We start from the raw sequence: 24,193 nt of genomic DNA on the forward strand, positions 1-24,193 counted from the left end.
AGGTAAATTTAACACAAAAAGGCTTATAAAAAACATTATTTTATATTTTCGTTGTGTTCTTTAAGTGTTTTTGAAAATTTATGCTTTTTTGCGCCTCTATCAAGCACAAAATACAAAAAATCGCTCTTAGCTGGGCTTATGGCTGCTTTTATTGCGTTTATTGAAACCACGCAAACTGGGCGTGGAGGCAGTCCGTCATTTAAATATGTATTAAACTCGCTCGTGTCCGTTCGTATTCGCTGGGCAGTGATTTTTTCGTGCGAGTAAAGGTCGTAATTTAGCGTCCCGTCCATTTGCAAACGCATATTTTTAGCTAATCTATTATAAATTACTGATGAAACCAGTGGCATTTCAGCGTCATTTGCCGCCTCTTTTTGGATTATTGAGGCGATTGTTAGGATTTTAAACCAACGCCTCTCGTTGTATTCGCCATAAATTTTACGGCTTAGCTCCTCTTGGGTTTTTTGTGATAAATTTACCAAATAATAAGCCAAGTGTCGCTCGCTCATACCGATTGGAATTTTGTAAGTTTCTGGGATTAAAAAGCCGTCTTGTATCTTTGCAAGTGCGTTATATTCGGCATTTAGCTTAGTTGCGTTTAGCCCTAGTTTTTTTGCTGTTTCGTTTAAAAAAACCATAGTTGTTTCGCCCGGTATCAGCGTTATTTCAGTCATTGCCGCCTTTGCTGTGGTTAGGCGTTTTAAAAAGTCAATCCTAGCAAGTCTTGTCTCTTTCATATCAATCCAGCCAGATTGGATATGCCCAATCATCGCAACTGCGTATTTATCAACACTACTAACCATAAAATTTCTGCTTGATAAATATGCTATAATTTCGCTCACGCTTCCCTTTGGGATAAACACCACTCGGCTCGTATCAATCGGACGCGAAAGATAGAAAAGAACGCTTAGGATAAAGATAACTAAAATGTCAAAAATGATAAAAACAATCGGATTTTTTATAAAATTTTTCATAATTTTTGCTGTTTCGGTGCTAATAATTTTAAAATTTGGCATAAAAATTGATAATCTCTCTCTTTTAAATTTACATTTTGAGCAATTATACATAAAACTAGATAAAAAAATAATCTTACGAGCAAATAATATCACTCTGCCAAACCTAAAAAAAGATGATGATATCGGCTCATCTGATTATCTTTTTAATTTAAGTCAAAACGCCTATTTTTTGGGGTTATTTTTTGATGAAATTTTGTTAAATGAGATAAAAGTCGGCGAAATTAGCGTAAAAGTAATCTATAAAGATGGGAATTTTTTCATTGATAGCCCATATTTTTTAGCCGATCTAAGCGTGCTTGATAAGGTAGATAAAAACACCGAGAAAATCGCCATAAAGCGTATGGAATTTAAGGATTTTAAGGTAAATATTTGGGGTGATGTGAGTGCAAATTTAAGGGCAAAAGAATACAAATTTAGCGGTAAATTTGATAGCTACGAGCTAAATGGCAATATGAATTTTACGCTTAAAAGTAACATTTTAAGATATAAGATTTTTAATGTCAGTGCAAAATCACTTGCAGATTTTATGGCAGCACTTGATAATCGCTTTGGATTAAACAAAGAGGTAAGAAGCTGGATTTACGGCTATATCGTGGCTGATGAGTATTTAGTAAAACAGATAAATGGCAGGGTAAATTTAGTTACAAACGACTTTTTCTTAGATGATTTAAACGCAACCGCAACTGCTAAAAATTTATCAGTTAAGCTAGATAAAAGTTTAGAGCCGATATTAGTTAGCGAGGCTGATATTAGTCTTATAAATTCAAAGCTAAATTTTAGCCTTAAAAGCCCTAAATATCAGGGTAAATCGCTTGATGGCTCAACCCTTTATATTTATAATATATTTAATGAAAATAGTGCTGGAATTTTTCTTGATTTACAGACAAAATCGCTCTATGACAAACATATTAATGACATTTTAAAAGTTTATGGTATAGCAGTGCCAATAAATCAGACAAGTGGCAAAATGAATGCAAAACTCACACTTGATATAAATTTTAACACTCTAAATGTCATCGCAAATGGCAAATTTATCGCTAAAAACGCAAAATTTTTAATCGCAAACGCTCCATTTTTAGCCGATGAGGCGGTGATTGAGCTTAATAATAGCTTTAATATGAAAATTAATGCAAAAAATTTTGGTATGAGCTTTTTTAACTCCGATGCGGTTGCAAATTTTGACTTAAAAAACAGCAAAGCCACAATAAATGGGACGCTAAAAAATCTAAAAATTGATGAGTTGTTAGACATTAAAAATGAGCCATTTAACGCAACTCTTGATTTTAGCAAAAGCGACACAAAGCTTGATTTTAACGAGCTTGGACTAAATTTTATCTTTGGGGATAAAAGCAAGATTAGCATACAAAAACCTGAAAATTTTATCTTAAAATCAAAGCTTTTAAGTGAGCTAAATATCAAAGACGCTACATTTTTAGAATTAACTACAAGCGATTTTAATAACTTTAAGATTAATGCAAATGATGTGAAATTTTCACTGCCACTTTTAAATAAAAATGGCTCGGATTATGATAAGCAGAGCTTTGAAATTTTGGTAGATAATGAGAAAATAAGTGGTAAAAGTAGCGATGATTTTATCAAATTTAAAAGCGATGAAAAACAGACAAAAATTGAGATAAAAAACATTGACGTTGCTATAAAAGATAGCGATACAAACGCCACTTTTAAGGGCGAAATTTTCATAAACGGCACGAACTCAAACCTAATTTTTACCGATGTAAATAAGACATTAAAACTGCCAAAATATGAAATTTTTATGAAAAATAGGCAGATAAAATTTCTCTCAACGCCAGAAAACGGGCGGATTAGTATCTTAAAAAATGATGAAAATATCACGCTTGAAGCAAACAATATCAGTGGCGAATACCTAAATCAATTTATCGGCAAAGAGATATTTTTTGGCGGGAATTTTAAGCTAAAAACGATAGGCACGGCAAAAAATAGGCGTGGCGAGGTCAGGTTTTATGACGCCTATTTTAGGGATTATCTGTTTTATAGCAGACTTTTAAGCTTCATAAACTCAGTCCCAGCGCTTTTAAGCCTAAAAACGCCAGATTTTAACGACAAGGGCTTTAAGGCAAAAAATGGCAAAATAATTTTTAAACAAGAGAGTGATATTTTAAATTTCATTGCCATTGAGATTAGCGGTAGCAGTGCAAATATCATCGGCAAGGGCGAAATTGATTTAAAAACTCGCAAAATTAACATTGATTTAGAGCTTGAAATTTTAAAGGACGCAAGCAATATCATTGAAAAAATCCCGCTAGTAAATCAGATAATCCTAGGCAAAGACAGGACACTCTCAACGCTAATAAAGGTGCGTGGCACACTTGATGAGCCGACATACTCAACCGAAGTGATAAAAGATACGCTCTTAGTGCCGTTTAAGCTGATACGAAATATCTTGCAGACGCCGTTTTTGATTTTTGAGTAAAATTAATTTTTTATTTTAAGCTTTGGCTCTAAAAATTTGTTAAAAAATAGTTTAAAAACCAAGCTCTAATCTCATAAGATACATATCCTCGCCGTCAATGACTTTTAGCTCAGCCGAGCCACATTTTGGGCATAAAAATTCATTTTTGCTAAGCTCACTTTTAGCCCCACAATCATTGCAAACGACCACGATTTCTTGAAGGTGGCAGAGTAAAACTGCGTCCTTGCAAATGCTATCTGGCTGTAAAACCGAAAAGGCACTTTCTAAATAGTGTGGCTCAACACCGCTTAATCTGCCGATTTTTATCTCAATTTTTTTTACGCTTTTTGCGTTGTTTTCTCTTGCGTTTTTTTCGCAAAGTGCCATTAAATTTTGTGCGATACTAAGCTCGTGCATCTTAATCCTTAACAAATTCGTGGTAGCAATTCGCCCTTTGGTGGCTCTAAAAACCTGCGTGATTTATAGGCATTTTCTATCACGACACGGCTCTTTTTGCTATCTAAAATTTCGCCTATTTCATTTGCATTTTTATCAAATTGCCTTAAAATTTCAACCGCTTTTATGGCGTCATCTGGCATAACCGCAAGTAAAAACGTCCCTTCGTTTGCAAGCTCGTAAGGCTCAAAGCCAAAAAGCTCACAAATGCCTAAAACTTCACTACTAACGGCAATTTTCTCATCATATACTAAAATTTCAAGCCCACAAGCACCTGCCCACTCATTTAAAACCGCACTCACGCCCCCACGCGTAGCATCTCTCATACAAAGTGGCTTAATGCCAGCGTCTAGGAGTGCTAAAACCACGTTTTTTAGGCTCTTGCAGTCGCTTTTTAACTCGCTTTGTAGATTTTCTCTATTTGATAATATCACGCCTCCGTGTCTGCCAATATCGCCTGAAAGCAGGATTTTTGCACCAGATTTTAGGCTTTTTGTGCTGACATTTTCACACACGACCTCGCCAACACCAGCTGTGTTGATGAAAATTTTGTCGCATTTGCCCTTTGGGACGACCTTTGTGTCGCCACAAACGACCTTTACATCAGCACTTTTGCAAACTTCATTTAATGAAATTAAAATACTTTTTAAATCACTTATTGCTAAACCCTCTTCAATGATTAACGAACAGCTTAAAAATTTTGGCTTTGCACCGACCATTAAAAGGTCGTTTATCGTGCCACAAGCTGCGATTTTACCGATGTCGCCACCATTAAAAAATATCGGTGTAACGACAAAACTATCGGTGCTAAACGCTAAATTTTTAACTCCGCCAAGCACGGCTGAATCATCTGCACGGTTTAAAATTTCGTTGTTAAAAATTTCAAAAATCATCTTGTTTATTAGCTCATTCATCTCCACGCCACCACCGCCGTGGCTAAGCATTATCCTATCCATTACACACCGCCATATTTATAGTAAGCCGCACACGCACCCTCGCTTGAAACCATACACGACCCGATTGGATTTTGCGGTGTGCAGGCCTTGCCAAAGACCTTGCATTCATAAGGTTTTGCCTTTGCACGTAAAATTTCGCCACAAATACACGCCCTATTTTCGCCCTTGCTTACGACCTTGCAGTCAAAAACAGCCCTTGCGTCAAGGTGTTTTAACTCATCTTTTAAGCGATAACCGCTATTTTTTATCTCTCCAAGCCCTCGCCAAATAAAATCATCTTGCACGAAAATTTCATTTATTAAATTTTTAGCCTTTACGTTGCCATTTTCGCTCACGACGCGTGAATATTCGTTATAAACTTCGTGTGTTTTTGCATTTTGTTGCTCTACCAAATTTAACACACTTGCCATTATATCAAGTGGCTCAAAACCGCTAACGGCAATGGGTTTTTGATATTTGTTTGCTATTTGTTTATAAATACCGCTACCCATTATCACACTTACGTGGCTTGGCCCTAAAAATGCGTCAATTTTAACTTCATCATCGCTCATAATCGCCATAACAGGTTCAGGCACACGCACGTGATTTATGTGAAAAAATAGATTTTTTAGCCCAAGTTCTAGCGTTTTTTTAACTAAAACCGCACTCATCGGCGTTGTCGTTTCAAATCCAATGGCAAAAAATACGACATTTTTGTCTGGATTTTGAGTTGCGATTTTTATGCAATCAAGTGGCGAGTATAACGCTCTAATATCACAGCCTTCTGAGCGTAGCTTTTGTAGGCTGGTGTTTGAGCCGGGCACTCTTAGCATATCAGCTAACGTACAAAGGATAAAATTTGGCATACTAGCAATTTTACAGGCTTCATCAATGCGTTCTTTTGGCATTACACAAACCGGACAGCCCGGCCCGTGGATGAAATTTATCTTTTCACCGACTAAATTTTGCAGACCAAATTTCATAATTGAATGCGTGTGTCCGCCACAAATCTCCATTATGTTTAATGGTGCTTTACTGATAGCCTTTATCTTTTTACTAAGCCCTAAGATAAGCTCTTTATCCCTAAAATCATTTATTAGATCCACTCACAAACTCCCTAAGTCCCATATCGCCCTCATCATCGCTTATCGTGCCGTCTTGCATATCAGCGGCGATTTGTTTGTAAATTTCAAGGCTCTCTTTGGCGATTTTTGTGTCAATTTTCTCCATTGCAAAGCCTACGTGAATTAGCACATAATCGCCCACATTTACGCTCTCACCGATAAGATCAAGGCTTACTTTACGCCTAACGCCAAGCGTATCAACAAGGGCTACATTTTGCTCATCAATCTCAATAACTTCTGATGGTATTGAAAGACACATTATCTAAACTCCCGCTTAAATTTTAGGTAATTTAGCCACTTTTCAAGCCCCCTACCACTTCTAGCGTCAATCTCAATAATATCAACCTTTGGATTTAGTTTTCTAGCCTCATCTTTGACTTTTTGCAAGTCAAACTCAAAATGTGGCAAAAGGTCAATCTTTGAGATGATTAAAATATCAGCCGAGCGAAACATCACTGGGTATTTAGCGACCTTATCATCGCCCTCTGGCACCGATATAAGCACGGCATTTAGGTGCGAACCGACATCATAACTAGCCGGGCAGACAAGATTACCTACATTTTCAACAAAGACAATTTCAAGCTCGTTAAGTGGTAAGTGATGAAGTCCTTTATGCACCATAAATGCGTCTAAATGGCAGGTTTGACCAGTGCTTATTTGATAGGCTTTGCCACCAGCTTTTATTATTCTATTTGCATCTGCATTCGTTTCTAAATCGCCCTCAACTACGCCGATTTTAAACGCCCCACTCTTAATCGTGGCTTCTAAAAGCGTGGTTTTACCGCTGCCCGGACTACTCATTAAATTTACGCATAAAATTTTCTCGCTATCAAGCCAAGAGCGATTTTTAGCCGCTTCTTCATCATTTTGGCTTAAAATTTTACTAATTACCTCAATCGTTTTTGTATCATTTAATGCGTGATTTTCGTGGTGGTGGTCGTGATGATGGTCGTGGGTGTGACCTTGTTTAGGGATAGAACATCCGCAATCTTTACACATTATTTATCCTTTGTTTTAATTTCATCTAATTATAACGCTTTGGTTTTAAAGTAAAATGAAATTTTATTTTTGATTATTTTGTTTTAAAATTTCAACACCGATAATCCTAGCGTCGCCGTTAAAAATTTTAAGATGAGCGATCGCCGTTGTATTGCTGTCAATATCTCTTAGTGTTTCTTGAAGTTCTAAGGCTTTTTCTGGTGGCAAAAAATACTTCTCAACGCCAAAATTTTGGGTATAGCCGTTGCTTTTGCCACTAATATAAACTCCGACTTTTGGCTTAGTTTTATTAATGCTTATCGTTTCATAAATTCCATCTTTATTTGGCTCTAAAATGGCGTAAATATCGGTTAATTCATCGGTTTTTATCTTTTTATCGTTAAAATCATATCTTAAATGAACGTAATTACCACGAAGAAAGTCCCTTGGGTCATAGCCTTGCGTTTTTACATAGACATCTTTGCCAAGATAAAATGGCAAAATCGCATAGATAAAAAATCCAACTAGCAAAAGTGGCTGAATGAAAATGGCTAGAAATTTTATCATTTTACTCTCCTTTTTCTAGCGACAACAAGTAGCAAAATAGCAAATCCTAAAAATAGCAAACTAGCTCCAAAATAGTCGCCAATTAGCTGTATGTAGCGGATCATTGCGGTTATAAAAATAAGGCTGGTGCCATAAGCAATAAAACCCTGCTTTATAAAAATAATGGCTAAAATCACGCAAACAATTGAAGCAATAAGTGCGAAATTTACGCCAAAACTTAGCAAAAACGGCAAAATCCCAAGCAAAATCGCCCCACAAAGCAGGTATAAATTTTTATAATAAAAAGCAAAAACGGCTGAAATCGCCGTAAAAAATATAAAAAGCACGTTTAAATGGCTTGAATAATCAAAAGCAAATCCTACAAAATAATCACTTGCTTGCAAGCAAAAAAGCGTAACGACAACGCCTAAAACTGCATTTTGATAGAAAATTTTAGCCACGATTTTATGCTCAGTTTTAGCTAGGGCTAAGCTAACTGAGATGATAAATAAAAAATATGAAAGCGTGGCAAAAATAAAGGCGTAATACTGGGCATCAACTCTTTGAAAAAAGATAAAAAATATGTAGATTGAAACAAAAACAGCGGTTGTTAAAAACCAGCCTTGTGAGTGCCTTAAAACTGCTATACCAGCTAAAATAAATAGCGCAAAAAACGGCTCAATTTTATGAATATACTCAAAGCTAAAAAAGACCCAAGCAATGGCAATAATAAGCGAAAATGCGCTAACTAGGCTATCTTTAAAGCTAAATCCAAGCAAAGCCACACCAAACGCACAAAATAAAATCCCGTTTGGCAGGTGCTTGTCTATGTGATAAATTTGCGAAATCAGGGCGACACTAGCACAAAATACGATTGAGCCAAGCATTAATAAAGCGGTGGCTTGGTTAAATTTTCTCTTTTGATAGCTTAAAAATCCAGCGAAATTTAAAAGAGCCGTAAGAGATATCAGCAAAAACGTGCGGATAAAATCAGGTATCTCCTCCCAATTTGCCCCAACCAAAACAAAAAGCGAAAGCCCAAAGAAAAAGTAGGCGATGAGCGTTAGGATATTTGTGCTAACCTCGTTTAAATTAATCTCATATCTACTTGCGATTTTTAGACTAGTCCTCTCATCAATAATCCCCTCATCTCGCCACTTTAAAAGCTCCTCTTTTAAGAAATTTCTATGCCAAATTTTCAAGCTTATCCTTTAAAATTTTTAGCAAAATTTAGCCAAAATTAGCTTAAAATTTAAACCTTGATACGAACCATATCAAGTTTAAAAATATTTTTAGCACAATACGCTATAATCTGCTAAAAATTTTAAAAATAGGAGCTAAAATGGCAGACAAATTTGAATTTCAAACCGAGGTTAATGACCTTTTAAATTTAATGATACACTCGCTGTATTCAAACAAAGAGATATTTTTGCGTGAGCTTATCTCAAACGCAAGTGATGCACTTGATAAGCTAAACTACCTAAGCCTAACCGATGAAGCTTACAAGGCGATAAGCTACACACCTAGAATTGATTTGAAATTTGATAAAGATAAAAAAACGCTAACGATAAGCGACAATGGTATCGGTATGAGCAAAGATGAGCTTATCTCAAACTTAGGCACAATCGCTAGAAGCGGGACAAAGGGCTTTTTAAATAGCCTAAGTGGCGACGCTAAAAAGGACAGCTCGCTAATCGGGCAGTTTGGTGTGGGCTTTTACTCGGCATTTATGGTGGCAAATCGTATTGAGGTAGTTAGCAAAAAAGCACTTGAAAACGAGGCGTTTAAATGGAGCTCGGACGCAAAAAGCTACGAGATAGAAAGTGTCACAAAAGATACGCAAGGCACGAGCATTACGCTATTTTTAAACGATGATGAGTTTTGCGATGAGTGGAGAATTGAAAATATCATCAAAAAATACTCAAACCATATCCCATATCCAATTTTTATGGATAAAAGCGAATATGTCCCGCCAAAAGAGGGTGAAAAAGAAGGCACTTATGAGAGCAAAAACACTCAAATAAACAAAGCCTCAGCCCTTTGGCGTATGTCAAAAAGCACGATAAAAGCTGATGAATACAACGACTTTTACAAGCAAATTTCGCACGATAGCACCGACCCACTGCTTCATATACACACAAAAGCCGAGGGCAAGATAGAGTATAGCACCCTATTTTACGTCCCGGCAACCGAGCCGTTTGATCTGTTTAGGGTGGATTATCAAAGTGGCGTAAAACTCTATGTAAAGCGTGTGTTTATCACTGATGATGCAAAGGAGCTTTTGCCGCCATTTTTACGCTTTGTGCGTGGTGTAACTGACGTTGAGGACTTGCCACTAAATGTAAGCCGTGAAATTTTACAAGAAAACGCCATAATGAGAAGCGTAAAAGAGCAAAGTGTAAAGAAAATTTTAAGTGAGCTAGGTAAGTTAAAAGAGAGCGATAGAGAAAAATACATAAAATTTTACACACTTTTTGGTAAGGTGCTAAAAGAGGGGCTTTATGGCTTTGGCAACGACAAAGAGCAAATTTTAGACCTAGTGCTGTTTAAATCAAGCAAAAGAGATGGACTAATTAGCCTAAAAGAGTATAAAGAGGCGATGAGTGCGGATCAAAAATCAATCTACTACATCAGTGGCAATAAAGAGAGTATGCTAAGAAACTCTCCACTTCTTGAAAGCTTTAAGGCAAAGGGCATTGAGGTGCTTTTAATGGACGAGGAGATTGATACAATCGTAATGCCAATGGTAAATGAGTTTGATAAAACGCCGTTTAAGTCAATCTCGCACTCTGACATTGATGATGAGATAAAAAGCGATGAGAAAGCCGATGAGAGCAAGGTGGCTAAAACGCTTGTTAAAATGCGTGAAATTTTAAAAGATGACGTTAAGGACGTGCGTTTAAGCTCACGCCTAAGTGAGTCAGCGGCGGTTTTAATCTATGATAAAAACGACCCAGATTTTGCAATGCAAGGGATTTTAAAGCAAATGGGACAAAGCGATTTACCAAAAATTAAGCCTATCCTTGAAATCAACGCAAATCACGAAATTTTCGCTAAATTAGAGCAAAATGAGCTAATGGTAAATGACATCTCTCGCCTACTTCTTGATATGGCAAAAATCAATGAGGGTATGGATATAGAAAATCCGGGCGAATTTAGCAAAATTCTAACAAAAATAATGATAAAGGCGATATGAGTTTAGCACCCATTTTTGGGTGCTATTTGTGTTTTTTACGCTGTTCTAGTCCGTTTTTTTCGTATTCGTCTATCTCTACAACGTATTCTTTATTGTTTTTCTTGCTCTCTTGATTTAGGTAGCTTATTAGCTTTGCGTCGGCGTTTTTATGACTTGCAACAAGCAAAATAAAGCTTAAAAATTCCTTCGCCTCTGCACCAATTGGGCCTTTTTGGCGTTTTGGGAAGGGCATTTTTATAAAGCTCTCAACGAGCAAAAATAGATTATTTTTACTTACTGAATTATCTTGTGCAACCTCTAAAAGATCCCTAATCGTGATTTTACTCTCATCTTTTTTGACAATGTCCTTAATTGTCGGCTCAGTCTTGCCATTATCGCCGCTAAGATAAAGAACGGCTGTTATTAAAATAATAACTAAAAAGACAAGGACAAGAATTAAAAACGCAACGACTAAAAATTTCAAGCAAAGCCCTAAATTACGGCGTAAGCAACCCAAATGCAAGTTTGAAGTGCATCAAGTTTGGCTAGTGTTTCTTTTGAAATTTTCTCATCAACCAAAATCACAGCAAGTGCCTTGCCGTGCTCATCTCTGCCTAGCCTAAAATCGGCGATATTGATACGCTCATCGGCTAAAATGGCTGAAATTTCAGCGATAACGCCCGGCACATCGTTGTTTTTAAAGATGATCATTTTGCCTTTTGGTTTGAAGTCTGTTTTAAATCCATTTATACCAACGATGCGTTGTTCTTTATCATCAAAAACGGTGCCACTTATCGTGGTCGTGTCGCTCTCTGTGGTGATTTTGACAGAAATTTTGTTTTTATAACCGCTCTCTGGGGCGATTACAGCGTCGTTTAAAATCCCACGCTCATCGCATAAAAATTTCGCATTTACGTAGTTGATTTTCTCGCCAAAATTCTCCTTTAAAGCTCCAACAATCGCAAAGGTAAGCATAGAATTTACATACTCGCCAATCTGCCCCTCTGCTTCAACGTGAATAGCCCTAATCGCCTTTTTATTAATTTGAGCTGCCAAAAACGCCATTTTTGAGATAAGCTCAACATAAGGCTCAACAAACGGAGGTAAGTCTTCGGCTTTTATCGGTAAATTTAGGGCATTTGGATAGCTTATGCCACGAGCAGCACTTATAGCACCCTCAACCGCCTGAACTGCGATATTTTGCTGACTTTCAAGGGTGTTTGCACCAAGATGTGGAGTTACGCTTACATTAGAAAGGTCTAAAAGTGGGTGATTTGTCGCTGGCTCTTTTGAGAAAACATCAATGCCAGCAAAGGCGATTTTGCCACTTTTTAGCCCGTTATAAAGGGCTTCTTCGTTATAAAGTCCGCCTCTGGCACAATTTATGAGCCTTACGCCGTCTTTCATCTTTGAAATTTCAGCCTCACCTATCATATCGGTGGTTTCTCTGGTCTTTGGCGTGTGAATTGTAATAAAATCGCACTTTAAAATATCATCAAAATTTGTAGTGTAAGTCCCGCCCATATCAATGACTTTTGATGGGTCAATGTAAGGGTCGTAAGCGATGATATTCATACCAAATGCCTTTGCACGAACGGCGACACGTGAGCCGATATTGCCAAAGCCAATAACACCAAGCGTTTTATTAAAAAGCTCAACGCCATACCACTTCTCACGTTTCCAAATTCTATCTACCTTTAAATCATTATGAGCGTAAGGTAGCGACCTAGCAGCGGCTAACATATGAGCCATTGTAAGCTCAACGGCAGCGATTGTGTTTGCCGTAGGGACGTTCATAACGATGATACCGCGGCGAGAACAGCCGTCAATATCTACATTATCAACGCCAACACCAGCTCTAACGACCGCTTTTAGCCTTTTACTAGCGTTTAAAAATTTCTCATCAACATCGGTTGAGCTTCTTGTGATTGCCACGTCAGCATCTTTTAAAACATCTAAAAGCTCATCTTTTGGCGTGTTAATCGCATCTATGACCTTAATGTCCTCTTCTTTATTTAAAAGCTCTAATGCAACAGGATGCAAAGCATCGCAAACAACAATGGTTTTCATATCTTTACCTCTTTTACGCTTGTTTTTATATCAAAATTCCCAAGCTTCGTGATGACACTTTGAAGCAGGGCTGAGTCGTTTGTGTTTAGAAAGATTTGGCTTTTTACGCCGTCTTTTACGAGCGTAAAATCAACCTCAATACTTCTTAAAGTCTGTGTAATGCAGAACAAAGAGTAGGCGTCATTTTTATCAACAATGAGCTGATATGCCGTTTTTGTCTTTGTTTTTAGTGGTCTTGCATACTCAATGTAAATTTCATTTACTGGCAGGACATACTCTTTTTTGCTAGTCGTGGCTAGTTTGTTTAGCCACGTGTTTTGGGCGTTTGGCTCTTGTTTTGCTAAATTTTGCTCACTTTGGGTGTCTTGCTTTATCTCGGCTAAATTTGCATTTGCATATTTATAAAGATAAATGCCAAGGCTAAAAACCAAAATGAGCAAAACGCTCACAATCGCTAAAAGAGTATGCCTACTCATTTAAATTTTATTGTAGTTGCTCTTTGATAATATCGCCAAGGCTAACCCTGTCGTTATCATTTATCTCATTAAGCACTTCGCGCTCTTTTTGCTTTGCAAGATACCTAATACTTAGGCGGATTCTATTCTTTTTCTCATCAATAAAAGCCACCGCTGCTTCTATCTCATCGCCGATTTTTAGGGCATTAGCATCAACACTACCTAAATCTTCTTTGCGGATAAGTGCATCAACATTATCTCCAAGCTCAACAAACACGCCAAAGTCTTTAATATCGCGAATTTTACCTTTAACGACATCGCCGACCTTGTGCTTAGTGGCAAACTCGCCAACTGGACTTTGTTTTAGCTCTTTTAGGCTTAGCGAAATTTTCTGCTCTTTTTCATCAATTTTTGCGATTTTCACGCTTATCTCATCGCCTACTTTAAATAAATCTTTGCAACGAACGCTTCTATCCCAAGATGCGTCCTCATTGTGAAGTAAGCCCTCAACAGCACCGATTTTAATAAACGCACCAAACGCCGTAACGCTCGTAACCACGCCATTTACGACCTCACCCTCTTTGTAAGATTTCTTAAACTCATCAAATGGCTTTGGTAGTAAATTTTTAAGGCTAACTCTAAGGCGGCGGTCTTTCATATCAATTTCAATAACTTCAACATCAATCTCTTCGCCCTCAGATATGTGGTCTTTTGGATTTTTTATATTCTTATCCCACGAAATTTCAGAGATATGTAAAAAGCCCTCAATGTCATTACCAAGATCAACAAACGCACCATAAGGCTCAATGTTGCTAACAATAACCTTAATCGTGTCGCCAACCTCTAATCCATCTTTGATAATCTCATCCCACGGATCTGGCGTGGCGGCTTTGATTGATAGCGAAAGGTGGCGTTTTTCATTGTCGTAGCTGATGACTTTTACGGCTACTTCATCGCCCTCTTTGTAGATTGAGCTTGGATTTACTGGGCCTTTGTAGCTTATCTCGCTATAATGCACCAAGCCATCAACACCGCCAACATCTACAAACATACCATAAGTCGTGATTTTTTTGATAGTGCCTTGCATAATATCGGCATTATCAACTATGCCAGCAATGGCCTCTTTGCGTTTTTTTCTATCTTCATCAAGTAGTTTTTTGCGTGAAACTACAATGCTTTGTTCATCTTTATCAACTTTTATTATTTTTACTTTATAGCTTTTACCGACAACGTCGTTTGAATTTTTAAATCCGCTCTGTGTTTTTGGTAAGAAAAACTCAACGCCATTTGCGTCAGTAGCGACAAATCCGCCCTTGTTTTTGCCAACGATTTTAACATCAATCGGCTCGGCAAATTTCTCTGGCTCATAAGCGTCAATAAACGCCTTAACCTTCTCTTTTCTTAACGCTTTTTTGTGAGAAACCACGCCACGACCGGTGATTACGACCTTAATCGTGTCGCCGACTTTGTAAAGTAGGTTACCCTTTGCGTCAGTAATCTCAGAAAGTGGTAATCTACCCTCTGATTTCTTGCCTATATCAACCAAAGCCTCATCGCCTCTAATCTCAACGATAGTGCCTTCGCTGTCCTCTTCGGTCTTTTTAAAAGACTCCTCTAACATTGCGGCAAAATCAACATCATCAATATCATCTGCCTTAAACTGAACGCTTTTGTTCACAGCCATCTTAATCCTTTGAAATTTAGTATTTACTAAAAAGAGTAAATTGCAGGATTTTAGCTAAAAAAGGCTTATTTGCGGTTGAAAATTTAAAAAATATTTGAAAATTCTTAAAATTTTAGGTGTGTTAAAAAGCCGCTTAAACCCTTTAAAATATCATCGTAAGTTTTATCAAAATCTCCGCTATACCAAGGGTCGGCAATATCTCTATCAAGTCCAGCAAAGCTTAAAAGCTTAAAGGTTTTTTGAGCGTCAAAGCCAGTAAATTTTGCTAAATTTTTAATGTTTTGAGTATCCATTGCGATTATGTAATCATAATCTTTAAAATCTTGATTTGTTATCTGCACAGCTCTGTGTGGCACGAGCGGAATTTCTAGGCTTTTTAGTTTATTTGCGGTGCCAAAATGCGGGGGAGAGCCTATCTCATCGGTGCTTGTCGCAGCTGAATTTATGTAAAATTTATCACTTAGCCCACGCCTATTTACAATGTGGGTAAAAACCGACTCCGCCATTGTGCTTCGGCAGATATTGCCGTGACAGACAAACAGAACTTTTATCACATCTCGCCTTTTATTAAATTAATCTTATCCACAACCCTTTGAATAACCCAATCAGGTGTGCTAGCCCCCGCTGCTACACCACATAAATTTTTAGCTTCAAACCACGATTTTTCAAGCTCGGCTTCGTTTTCTATCAAATAACTATCATCGCAAAACTGCTTTGAAATGTAGTAAAGTTGCTTTGTGTTTGAGCTGTTTTTACCGCCGATGATTATCATCACATCGGCGCGAGTCGATAGCTCCCTTGTGGCTTCTTGGTTTTCAAAAGTGGCGTTGCAAATGGTGTTAAAAACCCTAACCTCTTTAACTTTTAGCATTAAAAAATTTACAATTTGGCTAAATTTTTCAAATTTTCGCGTCGTTTGGCTTAAAACGGCGACCTTTTGAGAGAGCCTAATATTTTCAAGCTCGCTCTCATCAAGCACGACAAAAACCTTGCCCTTTGCATAGGACTTTACGCCCTTAATCTCTGGGTGATTTTCATCGCCAAAGATGACGATATCATAGCCCTCATCGCTCATTTTTTCACAAATTTGCTGTGGTTTTGTAACAAACGGACAGGTTGCGTCAATGATATTTATACCGCTATTTTTTAGGCTTTCAAGGTCGGTTTTTGTAATGCCGTGAGTGCGAATAATCGCCTTTTTCTCATCGGTTAAATCGTTAATGCCGTCAAGCGTTTTTACGTTAAAATTTTGCTCTAAGCGGTTTATCTCTTCGTTGTTGTGAATGAGCGGTCCGATAGTTGAGGCATCTTTGGCGTTTTCAGCGATTTTTATCGCCCGTTTTACGCCAAAGCAAAAGCCATAGCTACTAGCAAGTTCAATCTTCAACCCTAGCCCCCATTTGCCTTAAAATATCGCTAAAATTTGGAAACGATGTAGCAATAAATTCGCTCTTTAAAATCTCCATACCACAGCCTAGCCCCAAAATCGCAAAGCTCATCGCTATCCTGTGATCGCCGTGACTATCAATCACGGCACTTTTTGCCACGCCGCCCTTTACGCTAAATCCGTCATCAAACTCGCTAACTTCAATCCCACAAGCCCTAAGACCAGCCACAACAACGCCTATCCTATCGCTCTCTTTTACTCTTAACTCAGCGGCATTTCGTAACGTGCTTACGCCCTGTGCCACGCTAAAAGCCACAGCCAAAGCGGGCGCTTCATCAATGAGCCACGAGATATTTTCGCTTACATCAACGGCTTTGAGTTTGGCGTATTTTATCTCTATCTCGCCGATCTCTTCGTATTTTTCGCTAGTTTTTGTAAATTTTATATCAGCGCCCATTTTTTCTAAAATTTTATAAGCTTCAATGCGAGTTTTATTTAAAAGCACGTTTTTTAGCACAATATGAGAGCCTGGCACCACACAAGCGGCGACTGCAAAAAAGAAAGCCGAGCTTGGGTCGTTTGGCACTGAAATTTCAAGCGGACTTAGCGGTTTATTCATCGCTTCTAGCTTTATAACGCCGTTTTCATCGCTAATCTTAGCGCCCATACCTTTTAGCATTCGCTCGGTGTGATCACGGCTTAGCTCGTCCTCGCTAAACTCGCAACCATTTGAGTAAAGCCCGGCTAAAAGCAGAGCAGTTTTAATCTGAGCCGAGCTGATTTCGCTTTTAAATTTAAAATAGTCAAGCTTTTTGCCACGTATGCAAAGCGGTGCCTTATCGCCGTCGCTCGTGCCGTCAATCCTAGCTCCAACCTTAATGAGTGGCTTTGCAACACGCGCCATTGGGCGATTATTTAGGTATTTATCGCCACTTAGCACGAAAAATCCGTCCTGCGCGGCAAGAAGCCCCATAAAAATTCTCATCGCCGTTCCAGAATTTCCACACTCTAAAACCACCTTTGGCTCGGCGATTTTTGCTGGTGGCGTGATCGTTATAGTGCCGTTTTCATCGGTTATCACAGCTCCTAGCTCACGCACGATATTTAGCGTATTTAGCGTATCCTCAGCTCTTAAATAGTTTTTTATCACGCTTTTTTTATCACTTAAAAGCGAGAAAATCGCACATCTGTGAGAGATAGACTTATCAGAGGCGATATTTTCAAGCTTTGCAATTAGCGGTTTTGTTTGGGCAAAGACTCTCATCTTATACTCACGCTTAATTTTTCATTTAGCTGGGTTAAAATTTTATCCATTAGCACGGCTACCTCGTCATCTGTAAGCGATGAGTTCATATCTTGAAATGTAAATTTCACGCTTAAACTCACGTTTTTACCAAGCTCATTTGAGCGGTAAATATCAACTGGTAAAAATTCTTTTAGGGTAGGAATTTTTAGCTCATTTATCGCCTCTTTTATGAGCCTAAACTCCATATCATTAGGCACGATAAGGCTTAAATCACGGCTTATGCTTGGGAATTTTGAGTAAGGCACAGCCTTGATAGGCTCGTAATTTAGGGCGTCAAAGTAGATCTCGCAAATATATGTTTTAGGCAGATCTCTTAGATCTTCAAATTTTGTATGAAGTCGTCCGATGTAGCCTATTTCTACGCCATTTTTGTAAATTTTAGCCTGTTCAAATGGGCTTAAATAGGCTATTTCATCGCTTTTTGATAGATTAAAATCGCCAATTACGCTCTTAATGCTGTTTGCAAAGCTTAAAAAATCAACTTCGGCGATTTTAACGCCGTTTGCAAGGCTTGGCTCTTTTAAAAGTCCAGCGTGAATAAAGCCAAAACGTGAGCTTTGATCGCCATTTTGACTAAACACGGCACCATATTCAAAGAGCTTGGCTGAGCGTTTTTGATTTTTTATATTTTTCTCAGCCGAGCTTAAAAGATGATTTATAAGCGTTGGGCGAAGCTCGTTTAGCTCGTTATTTATCGGATTTGCAATCTGTGCTTTACAAGGCGTGAAACCTAAAATTTTAAGCTCATCGGCACTATCAAAAACATAATGAACACTCTCAAAAAATCCAGCACTTGCCGATTTTTTTCTTAAATCCAGTGCAAATTTATAGCGTTTGTAGGTGTCATTTAGGCGATTTTCTTCGCTAAATTTCATCGGACTTGACGGGATATTATCAATCCCAACAAGGCGGACAATCTCCTCGCAAATATCGTGAGAATTTATGATATCGTGGCGAAATAGCGGGACTTTTATGTTTATGCTTTCAAGCTCTTGATTAAAGACCACAGCAAAACCAAGCTTTTTAAGAATCCGCACAATCTCGCTTCTAGCGACCTCATAACCTATCATTTTATTAATCTCAGCCAAGGTAATATTTAGCATTTTTGGCTCTTTTTTGGCTAAATATTGTTGAGCCCCTGCATATAAACTAACCTGCTTTGAAGTGGCTAACTTTTTAAACAAATAGTCCATTGCATAATTTAAATTTGGCTCGCTACCACGAGTTGCCCTGTAAAGCTCGGCGTCTTTTTGGATGTTTTTGTTTTCACCTACAAATTCAGCGATGATATTTGGGTCGGTGTAGCTAGCGGCTACGATTACGATTTTTGAGTTTTCATCAACCTTGCAAATTTTATCCTGATAAACCCCAGCGACGCCTAAATTTTGGCTATCTGCGTAAATTTCACACTCTTTGTTTTTGCCACTTTTTATGCTAAATAAAACCTTGTCATTTGTGGCAATTTTATCATAATCATACGCCCTTAAAAGCACACCGGTGGTGTAGGTTACGTATTCTAAAAGTCGCTCAATCACGCAAGTTTTATCGCACTCAACCACGGCAAGTCTTAGCTTAGTAAGCAGATTTTCGCTTAAATTTTCGTGGATTTGCAGTGCTTTATAAACGACTGAGCTTTGGACATTTTCATCGGCGTGAAGCGAAACAATGCGACCAATGCCGGGTAAATTTTCAGCGTCTTCATAAGGTGTGTTCTCTTTTAAATTCAGATCAAGTTTAGCCGCTAACTCCCTAGCAATGCCGTTTATGCTGTTTGCGTCGCCCCTATTTGCAGTGATATCAATCTCAATAATCGCGTCGTTAAAGCACTCAAAATCGGCGATTTTTTTGCCAAGCTCTAAACTGCCAATGCTCTCATCAAGCACCATTATGCCGTCATTTATCTTTGCAAGTCCAAGCTCGGTTGATGAGCAAATCATACCACAGCTCTCAACTCCACGAAGCTTTGCTTTTTTAATTTCAAGCCCATTTGGCATAACCGCACCGATTAGGGCAACTGGCACAAACTGCCCTGCTTCAACGTTTTTTGCACCGCAAACGATTTGTAAATTTTCACTGCCAATATCAACTTCACAAACGCTTAATTTATCAGCGTCTGGGTGCTTTTGCCTACTTCTAACGTAGCCAACGACAATATTATCAGGCACTCTAATCTCTTTAAAACCATCAACCTCAAAACCGATAGAATTTAGTGTCTTTACGAGCTCATCGGTGCTAAACGTGCTTAAATCTATTAATTCATTTAACCAATTTTTTGAAATTATCATCTAAACTGCTCCAATAATCTTAAATCTCCCTCAAAAAGCGACCTTAAATCAGGCACTCTGTGAAGCAACATCGCAAATCGCTCAACCCCAAGCCCAAAGGCATAACCGCTTACACCTTTATAGTCAACTGCCTTAAATACGTTTGGATCAACCACCCCACAACCTAAAACTTCAAGCCAAGTGGTGTGCTTACAGACCCGACAGCCCTCGCCGTGACAGAAAATACAGCTAATATCAACCTCGGCGCTAGGCTCGGTAAATGGGAAAAAGCTAGGGCGAAAACGCACTTTAACATCGCCAAACATATATTTTAAGAAATTTTCAAGCATACTTTTTAAATTCGCAAAGCTCACGCTATCGCCCTGCTCCACGACAAGCCCCTCAACCTGATGAAACATCGGCGTATGCGTAACGTCAAAATCACGCCTAAACACAGATCCCGGTGCTATCATACGAATCGGCGGCTTTGAGTTTAGCATTTTTCTAATCTGAACTGGGCTTGTGTGAGTGCGTAAAAGCCTGCTATCTTTTAGATAAAATGTATCTTGCATATCACGTGCTGGGTGGTATTTTGGCAAATTTAGAGCTTCAAAATTGTGAAAATCGTCCTCAATAAGCGGTCCAGTTTCAAGCGAGAAATTTTGACTTACAAAATACTCAATAATCCTATCCATAACGTCCATAACAGGGTGAATCGCCCCAGTTTGCAAAGGCTCGTTAAATAGGCTAATATCAACAGCATCTTGCTTCATTTTTGCCGAAATTTCAAGCTCGTTTAGCTCATCTTTTTTAGCTTCAAGCAAGGCACCAAGCTCATCTCGCTGTCTATTTAGGCTCTCAGCAAAATCCTTTTTAGCACTCTCATCAAGCTCTTTAAGCTTAGCAAAACCAGTGGCTAAAATCCCCTTTTTGCCAAAAATTTCAAGCCTAATCTTTTCAAGTTCGGCTAAATTTTGACAATTTTTTATCTCATTTACAAAATCTCTCAATGTCAAACCTTTTAAAAATTTTGTGTAGATTTTAGTAAAAATTTATTAAAAAACGCATAAAAAGGCGATATTTTTAGCTCTTATTTGTTATAATTGGGAGTTTAAAAAAGGAGATAAAATGACAATTTTTGAGAAGATCGTAGCTGGTGAAATTCCTTGCAATAAGGTGCTTGAAAATGAGAAATTTCTAGCCTTTCGTGATATAAATCCACGTGCTCCAATCCATATTTTAATAATCCCAAAAAAGCACTTTGAAAATATCCAAGAGATGGATCCAGCTTTAATGGGCGAAATGCTAAGCTTTATCCAAGAACTTGCGAGATTTATCGGCGTGGATAAAAGTGGCTACCGCTTGATTACAAACTGCGGTGAAAACGGCGGTCAGGAGGTAATGCACCTGCATTTTCATCTACTTGCTGGCTCAAAGCTAGGCTGGGATAGAAGCTCGGCAAATCCGCAATCAACATTTTAAATTTCACCCATTTTGGGTGAAATTTGTCTAAAATATCAGTGCAAAAAGTGTCTAACGCCAGTAAAATACAGCGATATATTATGCTCGTTTGCAGCTTCTATGACTTCATCGTCCCTTATGCTACCGCCCGGCTCAATAATGCACCTAACTCCCACGCTATGGGCAATGTCAATGCTATCTCTAAATGGGAAAAACGCCTCGCTAGCAAGCGTGCAGCCGTTTAAATCAAGCCCCATATCCTTTGCTTTTGCCACGGCGGCTCTTGCAGCATCTACACGGCTAGTCATACCCATACCGATCGCAACGACGGCTGCGTCTTTTACATAAACTACGCAGTTTGATTTTGTTAGCGCTGCCACCTTCCAAGCGATATCGGCATCTTTTAGCTCGTGCTCGCTAGCACTACGTTTGCTAACTAGCTTCATATTTTTTAGCTCATCATCTCTTACTTCATCTCGCTCTTGATAGACAAAACCGCCGTCAATTCGCTTAAAGTCGTATTTGTCGTTTGCGCGAACTAAAAATTTATTATCTTGGGTGAAAATTTTAATGCGTTTTTTGGCTTCAAAAACTGCCAACGCCTCGTCTGTAACGTTTGCAGCTAGGATCACTTCAACGTAAATTTCATTGATTTTTTGTGCCAACGCCTTATCAAGCGTGCCATTTATCGCCACCACTCCGCCATAAGCTGAGATCGGATCGCATTTTAGCGCCTCGGTATAGCTTTCAAGAAGCGTGTTTTTTACGGCAAAACCGCAAGGATTTGCGTGTTTTATGATAGCCACAGCTGGGGCTTCATCAAAGCTAGTAGCAAGCATTAAAGCGCCGTTTATGTCGGTTAGATTATTAAAGCTCGCCTCACCTTTTAGAGCGCGAAAATTTAGGTTAAAAAAGCTCTCAAACTCATATAAAGCGCCTTTTTGGTGCGGATTTTCGCCGTAACGAGTATCAAAAACCTTATTGCCGACTATAAATTTACTAGCCCCAAAACCGCCGTTAAATCGCTCGTTCATATAGTTTGCAATCATCGCATCATAACTTGCTGTGTGTTCAAAAGCTTTTATCATTAAATTTCTTCTAAACTCATAATCAGCCGTGCCGTTTTTTAAGGCATTTAGCACGTTTTCATAGTCGTTTAGATTAGTTACGATTAAAACATCTTTGAAATTTTTTGCAGCGCTTCTGACCATCGCCGGACCGCCTATGTCAATGTTTTCAACAATCTCGTCAAAATCATCGGTTCTAATGGTCGTTTGCTTAAACGGATAGAGATTTACACAGACCAAATCAATCCCGCCAATATCGTTTTGCAAGGCTTGTTCGGCGTGATTTTTATCATCTCTTTTGTGTAAAATTCCGCCGTGAATTTTTGGGTGCAGGGTCTTTACGCGCCCCTCAAACATCTCCGGACTTTTTGTGTATTCGCTTACTTCTAGGGCTTTTATGCCGTTTTCTTTTAAAAGCTTAAACGTCCCGCCGGTGCTTAAAATTTCAAACCCTAAGCCCACTAAACCACTGGCAAACTCAACAATGCCCTCTTTATCGCTAACGCTGATTAACGCTCTCATTTTTGCTCCTTTAAAATTTTTAAATCTAAAATTTTATTTTTAAAATCACTAAAATTTTGCTCTAATTGAGCCTTTCTTTTTAAAGAAATTTCTACAAAATCTCTATCTTTTTCAATCCCAACAAAATTTCTCCCAAGTAGATTTGCGGCAATACCAGTCGTGCTACTACCGCTAAACGGATCGCAAACCACACTATTTTCATCAGTCGCCATTAGAATAAGACGCACTAAGAGTGCAAGCGGTTTTTGAGTTGGGTGTTTGCCACACGTTTTCTCCCAAGGGGCTATCGCCGAAAAACTCCACACATCTTTCATTTGCTTATCATCATTTATCTTTTTTAAAATTTCGTAATTAAAAATATGTTTATGCTTTTCGCTCTTTCTAGCCCAAATAATCTGCTCTGTGCTATGGGTTAGATAGCGACAACTAAAATTTGGCGGCGGATTTGTCTTTTGCCAAGTTATTATGTTTAAAATTTTATAATCAAGCTTTTGCAATGCTCTGCCGATTGAAAATATGTTGTGATATGTTCCACTTATCATAATTGAGCCGTTATTAGTTAGGGAATTTTTAGCGATTTCTAGCCACGAAAAATTAAATTTATCAATCTCATCAATGCCATAACTTTTATCCCACACTCCCTTATTTACGCTCACGATTTGACCACTTTGAATGCTTAATCCATCGTTTGATAAAAAATAAGGTGGGTCGGCAAATATTAGATCAAAGTGATTTTTAAATTTTGGCAAAATTTCAAACGTATCACCGTGATGAAGTGTAAAATCGCTTTTCATTTTATAGGTAGTCCTAAAATTTGCAATGGGATATACTCAAAATAATATCTACAACCAACGCTAATAATATAATTTAAAACATCTCTGTATTCAGGTTTTTTAAACCAATCGCTTAGCAAGTAGATATATTCAACCTCCATATTTAAGCGTGAAAGTAGCTTTTGATACTGCTTTTTCTTAAAATCGCAAGTTTGAAGCTTCTCATCAACAGAACCTGCTACTTTTTGAAATTTACACTCAATTATAAAAAATGTGTTATTTACAATCACATAAATGCTATCATCTGGCAAAAGGCGTTTTGAAATAACACCCTCCCACTCAACGCCTTTACTCTCTAAAAAATCATAAAATTTATATTTCTTAAAAATTTGAGCCACCAACTCATCATTAAAAAAAACTTGTGAATTTTTATCAACAAAATACCCATTTTGAGAATTTAAAAATGTAGCCAAATCTACTTTACCCTCAAAAACAAGACCAGTTCTTGTATTAGAACCGCCAACTCCACCCTCTATCATTTAT

General features: G+C 38.1%; 23 protein-coding genes. 3 read left to right on the plus strand and 20 right to left on the minus strand.

The window, feature by feature from the left end; all coding sequences use genetic code 11:
• Positions 1 to 35: 35 nt before the first annotated feature.
• Positions 36 to 977, minus strand: coding sequence for an endolytic transglycosylase MltG (gene mltG, locus NYG85_RS02575; protein ID WP_284937138.1), 942 nt, complete (start codon positions 975 to 977; stop codon positions 36 to 38).
• On the opposite strand from mltG, the gene NYG85_RS02580 reads away from it, so the two are divergent.
• Positions 928 to 3,468 carry a YhdP family protein gene (locus tag NYG85_RS02580; protein WP_284936916.1) on the plus strand — a complete coding sequence of 847 codons (2,541 nt, stop codon included), beginning with the start codon at positions 928 to 930 and terminating at the stop codon, positions 3,466 to 3,468. The two genes, mltG and NYG85_RS02580, sit on opposite strands and share 50 nt — an antisense overlap.
• Positions 3,469 to 3,519: 51 nt before the next feature.
• On the opposite strand, the gene hypA is transcribed toward NYG85_RS02580, so the two are convergent.
• The 7 genes from hypA to NYG85_RS02615 all read right to left on the minus strand — a co-directional run bounded on the left by hypA (position 3,520) and on the right by NYG85_RS02615 (position 8,688).
• Positions 3,520 to 3,864 (minus strand): hydrogenase maturation nickel metallochaperone HypA, encoded by a 345-nt coding sequence (gene hypA, locus NYG85_RS02585; RefSeq protein ID WP_284936917.1) that lies wholly within the window; start codon positions 3,862 to 3,864, stop codon positions 3,520 to 3,522.
• An 8-nt stretch (positions 3,865 to 3,872) separates the two neighbouring features.
• Positions 3,873 to 4,859 carry a hydrogenase expression/formation protein HypE gene (gene hypE / locus NYG85_RS02590; protein ID WP_284936918.1) on the minus strand — a complete coding sequence of 329 codons (987 nt, stop codon included), beginning with the start codon at positions 4,857 to 4,859 and terminating at the stop codon, positions 3,873 to 3,875.
• Positions 4,859 to 5,944, minus strand: a complete 1,086-nt coding sequence (gene hypD, locus NYG85_RS02595) for a hydrogenase formation protein HypD (RefSeq protein WP_284936919.1) — start codon at positions 5,942 to 5,944, stop codon at positions 4,859 to 4,861. Before hypD ends, hypE begins: the two co-directional genes overlap by 1 nt.
• Positions 5,928 to 6,221 (minus strand): HypC/HybG/HupF family hydrogenase formation chaperone, encoded by a 294-nt coding sequence (locus tag NYG85_RS02600; protein ID WP_284936920.1) that lies wholly within the window; start codon positions 6,219 to 6,221, stop codon positions 5,928 to 5,930. Before NYG85_RS02600 ends, hypD begins: the two co-directional genes overlap by 17 nt.
• Positions 6,221 to 6,961: a hydrogenase nickel incorporation protein HypB gene (gene hypB, locus NYG85_RS02605; protein ID WP_284936921.1), complete on the minus strand. Its 741-nt coding sequence runs from the start codon at positions 6,959 to 6,961 to the stop codon at positions 6,221 to 6,223. The genes NYG85_RS02600 and hypB overlap by 1 nt, the downstream gene beginning before the upstream one ends.
• 63 nt (positions 6,962 to 7,024) lie before the next feature.
• On the minus strand, positions 7,025 to 7,507 hold the full coding sequence (locus NYG85_RS02610; protein ID WP_284936922.1) for a GDYXXLXY domain-containing protein: 483 nt from the start codon (positions 7,505 to 7,507) through the stop codon (positions 7,025 to 7,027).
• Positions 7,504 to 8,688 (minus strand): DUF2157 domain-containing protein, encoded by a 1,185-nt coding sequence (locus tag NYG85_RS02615; protein ID WP_284936923.1) that lies wholly within the window; start codon positions 8,686 to 8,688, stop codon positions 7,504 to 7,506. The genes NYG85_RS02610 and NYG85_RS02615 overlap by 4 nt, the downstream gene beginning before the upstream one ends.
• Positions 8,689 to 8,828: 140 nt before the next feature.
• Between NYG85_RS02615 and htpG the strand changes: the two genes are divergently transcribed.
• A complete protein-coding gene (gene htpG / locus NYG85_RS02620; RefSeq protein WP_284936924.1) occupies positions 8,829 to 10,682 on the plus strand; it encodes a molecular chaperone HtpG in 1,854 nt (617 codons plus the stop codon).
• Between the two features lie 22 nt (positions 10,683 to 10,704).
• On the opposite strand, the gene NYG85_RS02625 is transcribed toward htpG, so the two are convergent.
• From NYG85_RS02625 to pheS, 9 genes are all read right to left on the minus strand, one after another.
• Complete coding sequence (locus NYG85_RS02625) at positions 10,705 to 11,145, minus strand: fatty-acid--CoA ligase (protein ID WP_284936925.1); 441 nt, start codon at positions 11,143 to 11,145, stop codon at positions 10,705 to 10,707.
• A gap of 8 nt (positions 11,146 to 11,153) precedes the next feature.
• Positions 11,154 to 12,731, minus strand: coding sequence for a phosphoglycerate dehydrogenase (serA, locus tag NYG85_RS02630; RefSeq protein WP_284936926.1), 1,578 nt, complete (start codon positions 12,729 to 12,731; stop codon positions 11,154 to 11,156).
• Positions 12,728 to 13,207, minus strand: coding sequence for a hypothetical protein (locus tag NYG85_RS02635; RefSeq protein ID WP_284936927.1), 480 nt, complete (start codon positions 13,205 to 13,207; stop codon positions 12,728 to 12,730). Before NYG85_RS02635 ends, serA begins: the two co-directional genes overlap by 4 nt.
• Before the next feature lie 7 nt (positions 13,208 to 13,214).
• Entirely contained in the window at positions 13,215 to 14,870 is a 1,656-nt protein-coding gene (locus tag NYG85_RS02640; protein ID WP_284936928.1) for a 30S ribosomal protein S1, read from the minus strand.
• 104 nt (positions 14,871 to 14,974) lie between these two features.
• Positions 14,975 to 15,424: a low molecular weight protein-tyrosine-phosphatase gene (locus tag NYG85_RS02645; protein ID WP_284936929.1), complete on the minus strand. Its 450-nt coding sequence runs from the start codon at positions 15,422 to 15,424 to the stop codon at positions 14,975 to 14,977.
• Complete coding sequence (locus NYG85_RS02650; protein WP_284936930.1) at positions 15,421 to 16,257, minus strand: 4-hydroxy-3-methylbut-2-enyl diphosphate reductase; 837 nt, start codon at positions 16,255 to 16,257, stop codon at positions 15,421 to 15,423. The genes NYG85_RS02645 and NYG85_RS02650 overlap by 4 nt, the downstream gene beginning before the upstream one ends.
• A complete protein-coding gene (gene aroA / locus NYG85_RS02655) occupies positions 16,247 to 17,521 on the minus strand; it encodes a 3-phosphoshikimate 1-carboxyvinyltransferase (protein ID WP_284936931.1) in 1,275 nt (424 codons plus the stop codon). Before aroA ends, NYG85_RS02650 begins: the two co-directional genes overlap by 11 nt.
• Complete coding sequence (gene pheT / locus NYG85_RS02660; RefSeq protein ID WP_284936932.1) at positions 17,518 to 19,848, minus strand: phenylalanine--tRNA ligase subunit beta; 2,331 nt, start codon at positions 19,846 to 19,848, stop codon at positions 17,518 to 17,520. The genes aroA and pheT overlap by 4 nt, the downstream gene beginning before the upstream one ends.
• Positions 19,845 to 20,837, minus strand: coding sequence for a phenylalanine--tRNA ligase subunit alpha (gene pheS / locus NYG85_RS02665; RefSeq protein WP_284936933.1), 993 nt, complete (start codon positions 20,835 to 20,837; stop codon positions 19,845 to 19,847). Before pheS ends, pheT begins: the two co-directional genes overlap by 4 nt.
• A 118-nt stretch (positions 20,838 to 20,955) precedes the next feature.
• On the opposite strand from pheS, the gene NYG85_RS02670 reads away from it, so the two are divergent.
• Positions 20,956 to 21,309, plus strand: coding sequence for a histidine triad nucleotide-binding protein (locus NYG85_RS02670; protein WP_284936934.1), 354 nt, complete (start codon positions 20,956 to 20,958; stop codon positions 21,307 to 21,309).
• A 35-nt stretch (positions 21,310 to 21,344) separates the two neighbouring features.
• Here NYG85_RS02670 and purH read toward each other — a convergent pair whose 3' ends face one another.
• The 3 genes from purH to NYG85_RS02685 are packed head-to-tail and all read right to left on the minus strand — an operon-like array spanning position 21,345 to position 24,189.
• On the minus strand, positions 21,345 to 22,877 hold the full coding sequence (gene purH, locus NYG85_RS02675) for a bifunctional phosphoribosylaminoimidazolecarboxamide formyltransferase/IMP cyclohydrolase (protein ID WP_284936935.1): 1,533 nt from the start codon (positions 22,875 to 22,877) through the stop codon (positions 21,345 to 21,347).
• Positions 22,874 to 23,671: a DNA-methyltransferase gene (locus NYG85_RS02680; protein WP_284936936.1), complete on the minus strand. Its 798-nt coding sequence runs from the start codon at positions 23,669 to 23,671 to the stop codon at positions 22,874 to 22,876. Before NYG85_RS02680 ends, purH begins: the two co-directional genes overlap by 4 nt.
• Entirely contained in the window at positions 23,668 to 24,189 is a 522-nt protein-coding gene (locus tag NYG85_RS02685; RefSeq protein WP_284936937.1) for a PD-(D/E)XK nuclease superfamily protein, read from the minus strand. Before NYG85_RS02685 ends, NYG85_RS02680 begins: the two co-directional genes overlap by 4 nt.
• Between the last annotated feature and the right edge of the window lie 4 nt (positions 24,190 to 24,193).

Source organism: Campylobacter gastrosuis, assembly GCF_030249845.1.
In the GTDB taxonomy this organism is placed as follows: Bacteria; Campylobacterota; Campylobacteria; order Campylobacterales; family Campylobacteraceae; genus Campylobacter_A; species Campylobacter_A gastrosuis.

Excerpts from the sequence above, each read along its gene's own strand:
- NYG85_RS02580 (WP_284936916.1), top strand. The coding sequence starts at position 928 with ATGTCAAAAATGATAAAAACAATCGGATTTTTTATAAAATTTTTCATA.
- hypA (WP_284936917.1), bottom strand. The coding sequence starts at position 3,864 with ATGCACGAGCTTAGTATCGCACAAAATTTAATGGCACTTTGCGAAAAA.
- hypE (WP_284936918.1), bottom strand. The coding sequence starts at position 4,859 with ATGGATAGGATAATGCTTAGCCACGGCGGTGGTGGCGTGGAGATGAAT.
- NYG85_RS02600 (WP_284936920.1), bottom strand. The coding sequence starts at position 6,221 with ATGTGTCTTTCAATACCATCAGAAGTTATTGAGATTGATGAGCAAAAT.
- hypB (WP_284936921.1), bottom strand. The coding sequence starts at position 6,961 with ATGTGTAAAGATTGCGGATGTTCTATCCCTAAACAAGGTCACACCCAC.
- NYG85_RS02610 (WP_284936922.1), bottom strand. The coding sequence starts at position 7,507 with ATGATAAAATTTCTAGCCATTTTCATTCAGCCACTTTTGCTAGTTGGA.
- htpG (WP_284936924.1), top strand. The coding sequence starts at position 8,829 with ATGGCAGACAAATTTGAATTTCAAACCGAGGTTAATGACCTTTTAAAT.
- serA (WP_284936926.1), bottom strand. The coding sequence starts at position 12,731 with ATGAAAACCATTGTTGTTTGCGATGCTTTGCATCCTGTTGCATTAGAG.
- NYG85_RS02635 (WP_284936927.1), bottom strand. The coding sequence starts at position 13,207 with ATGAGTAGGCATACTCTTTTAGCGATTGTGAGCGTTTTGCTCATTTTG.
- NYG85_RS02640 (WP_284936928.1), bottom strand. The coding sequence starts at position 14,870 with ATGGCTGTGAACAAAAGCGTTCAGTTTAAGGCAGATGATATTGATGAT.
- aroA (WP_284936931.1), bottom strand. The coding sequence starts at position 17,521 with ATGAGAGTCTTTGCCCAAACAAAACCGCTAATTGCAAAGCTTGAAAAT.
- pheT (WP_284936932.1), bottom strand. The coding sequence starts at position 19,848 with ATGATAATTTCAAAAAATTGGTTAAATGAATTAATAGATTTAAGCACG.
- NYG85_RS02670 (WP_284936934.1), top strand. The coding sequence starts at position 20,956 with ATGACAATTTTTGAGAAGATCGTAGCTGGTGAAATTCCTTGCAATAAG.
- purH (WP_284936935.1), bottom strand. The coding sequence starts at position 22,877 with ATGAGAGCGTTAATCAGCGTTAGCGATAAAGAGGGCATTGTTGAGTTT.
- NYG85_RS02680 (WP_284936936.1), bottom strand. The coding sequence starts at position 23,671 with ATGAAAAGCGATTTTACACTTCATCACGGTGATACGTTTGAAATTTTG.
- NYG85_RS02685 (WP_284936937.1), bottom strand. The coding sequence starts at position 24,189 with ATGATAGAGGGTGGAGTTGGCGGTTCTAATACAAGAACTGGTCTTGTT.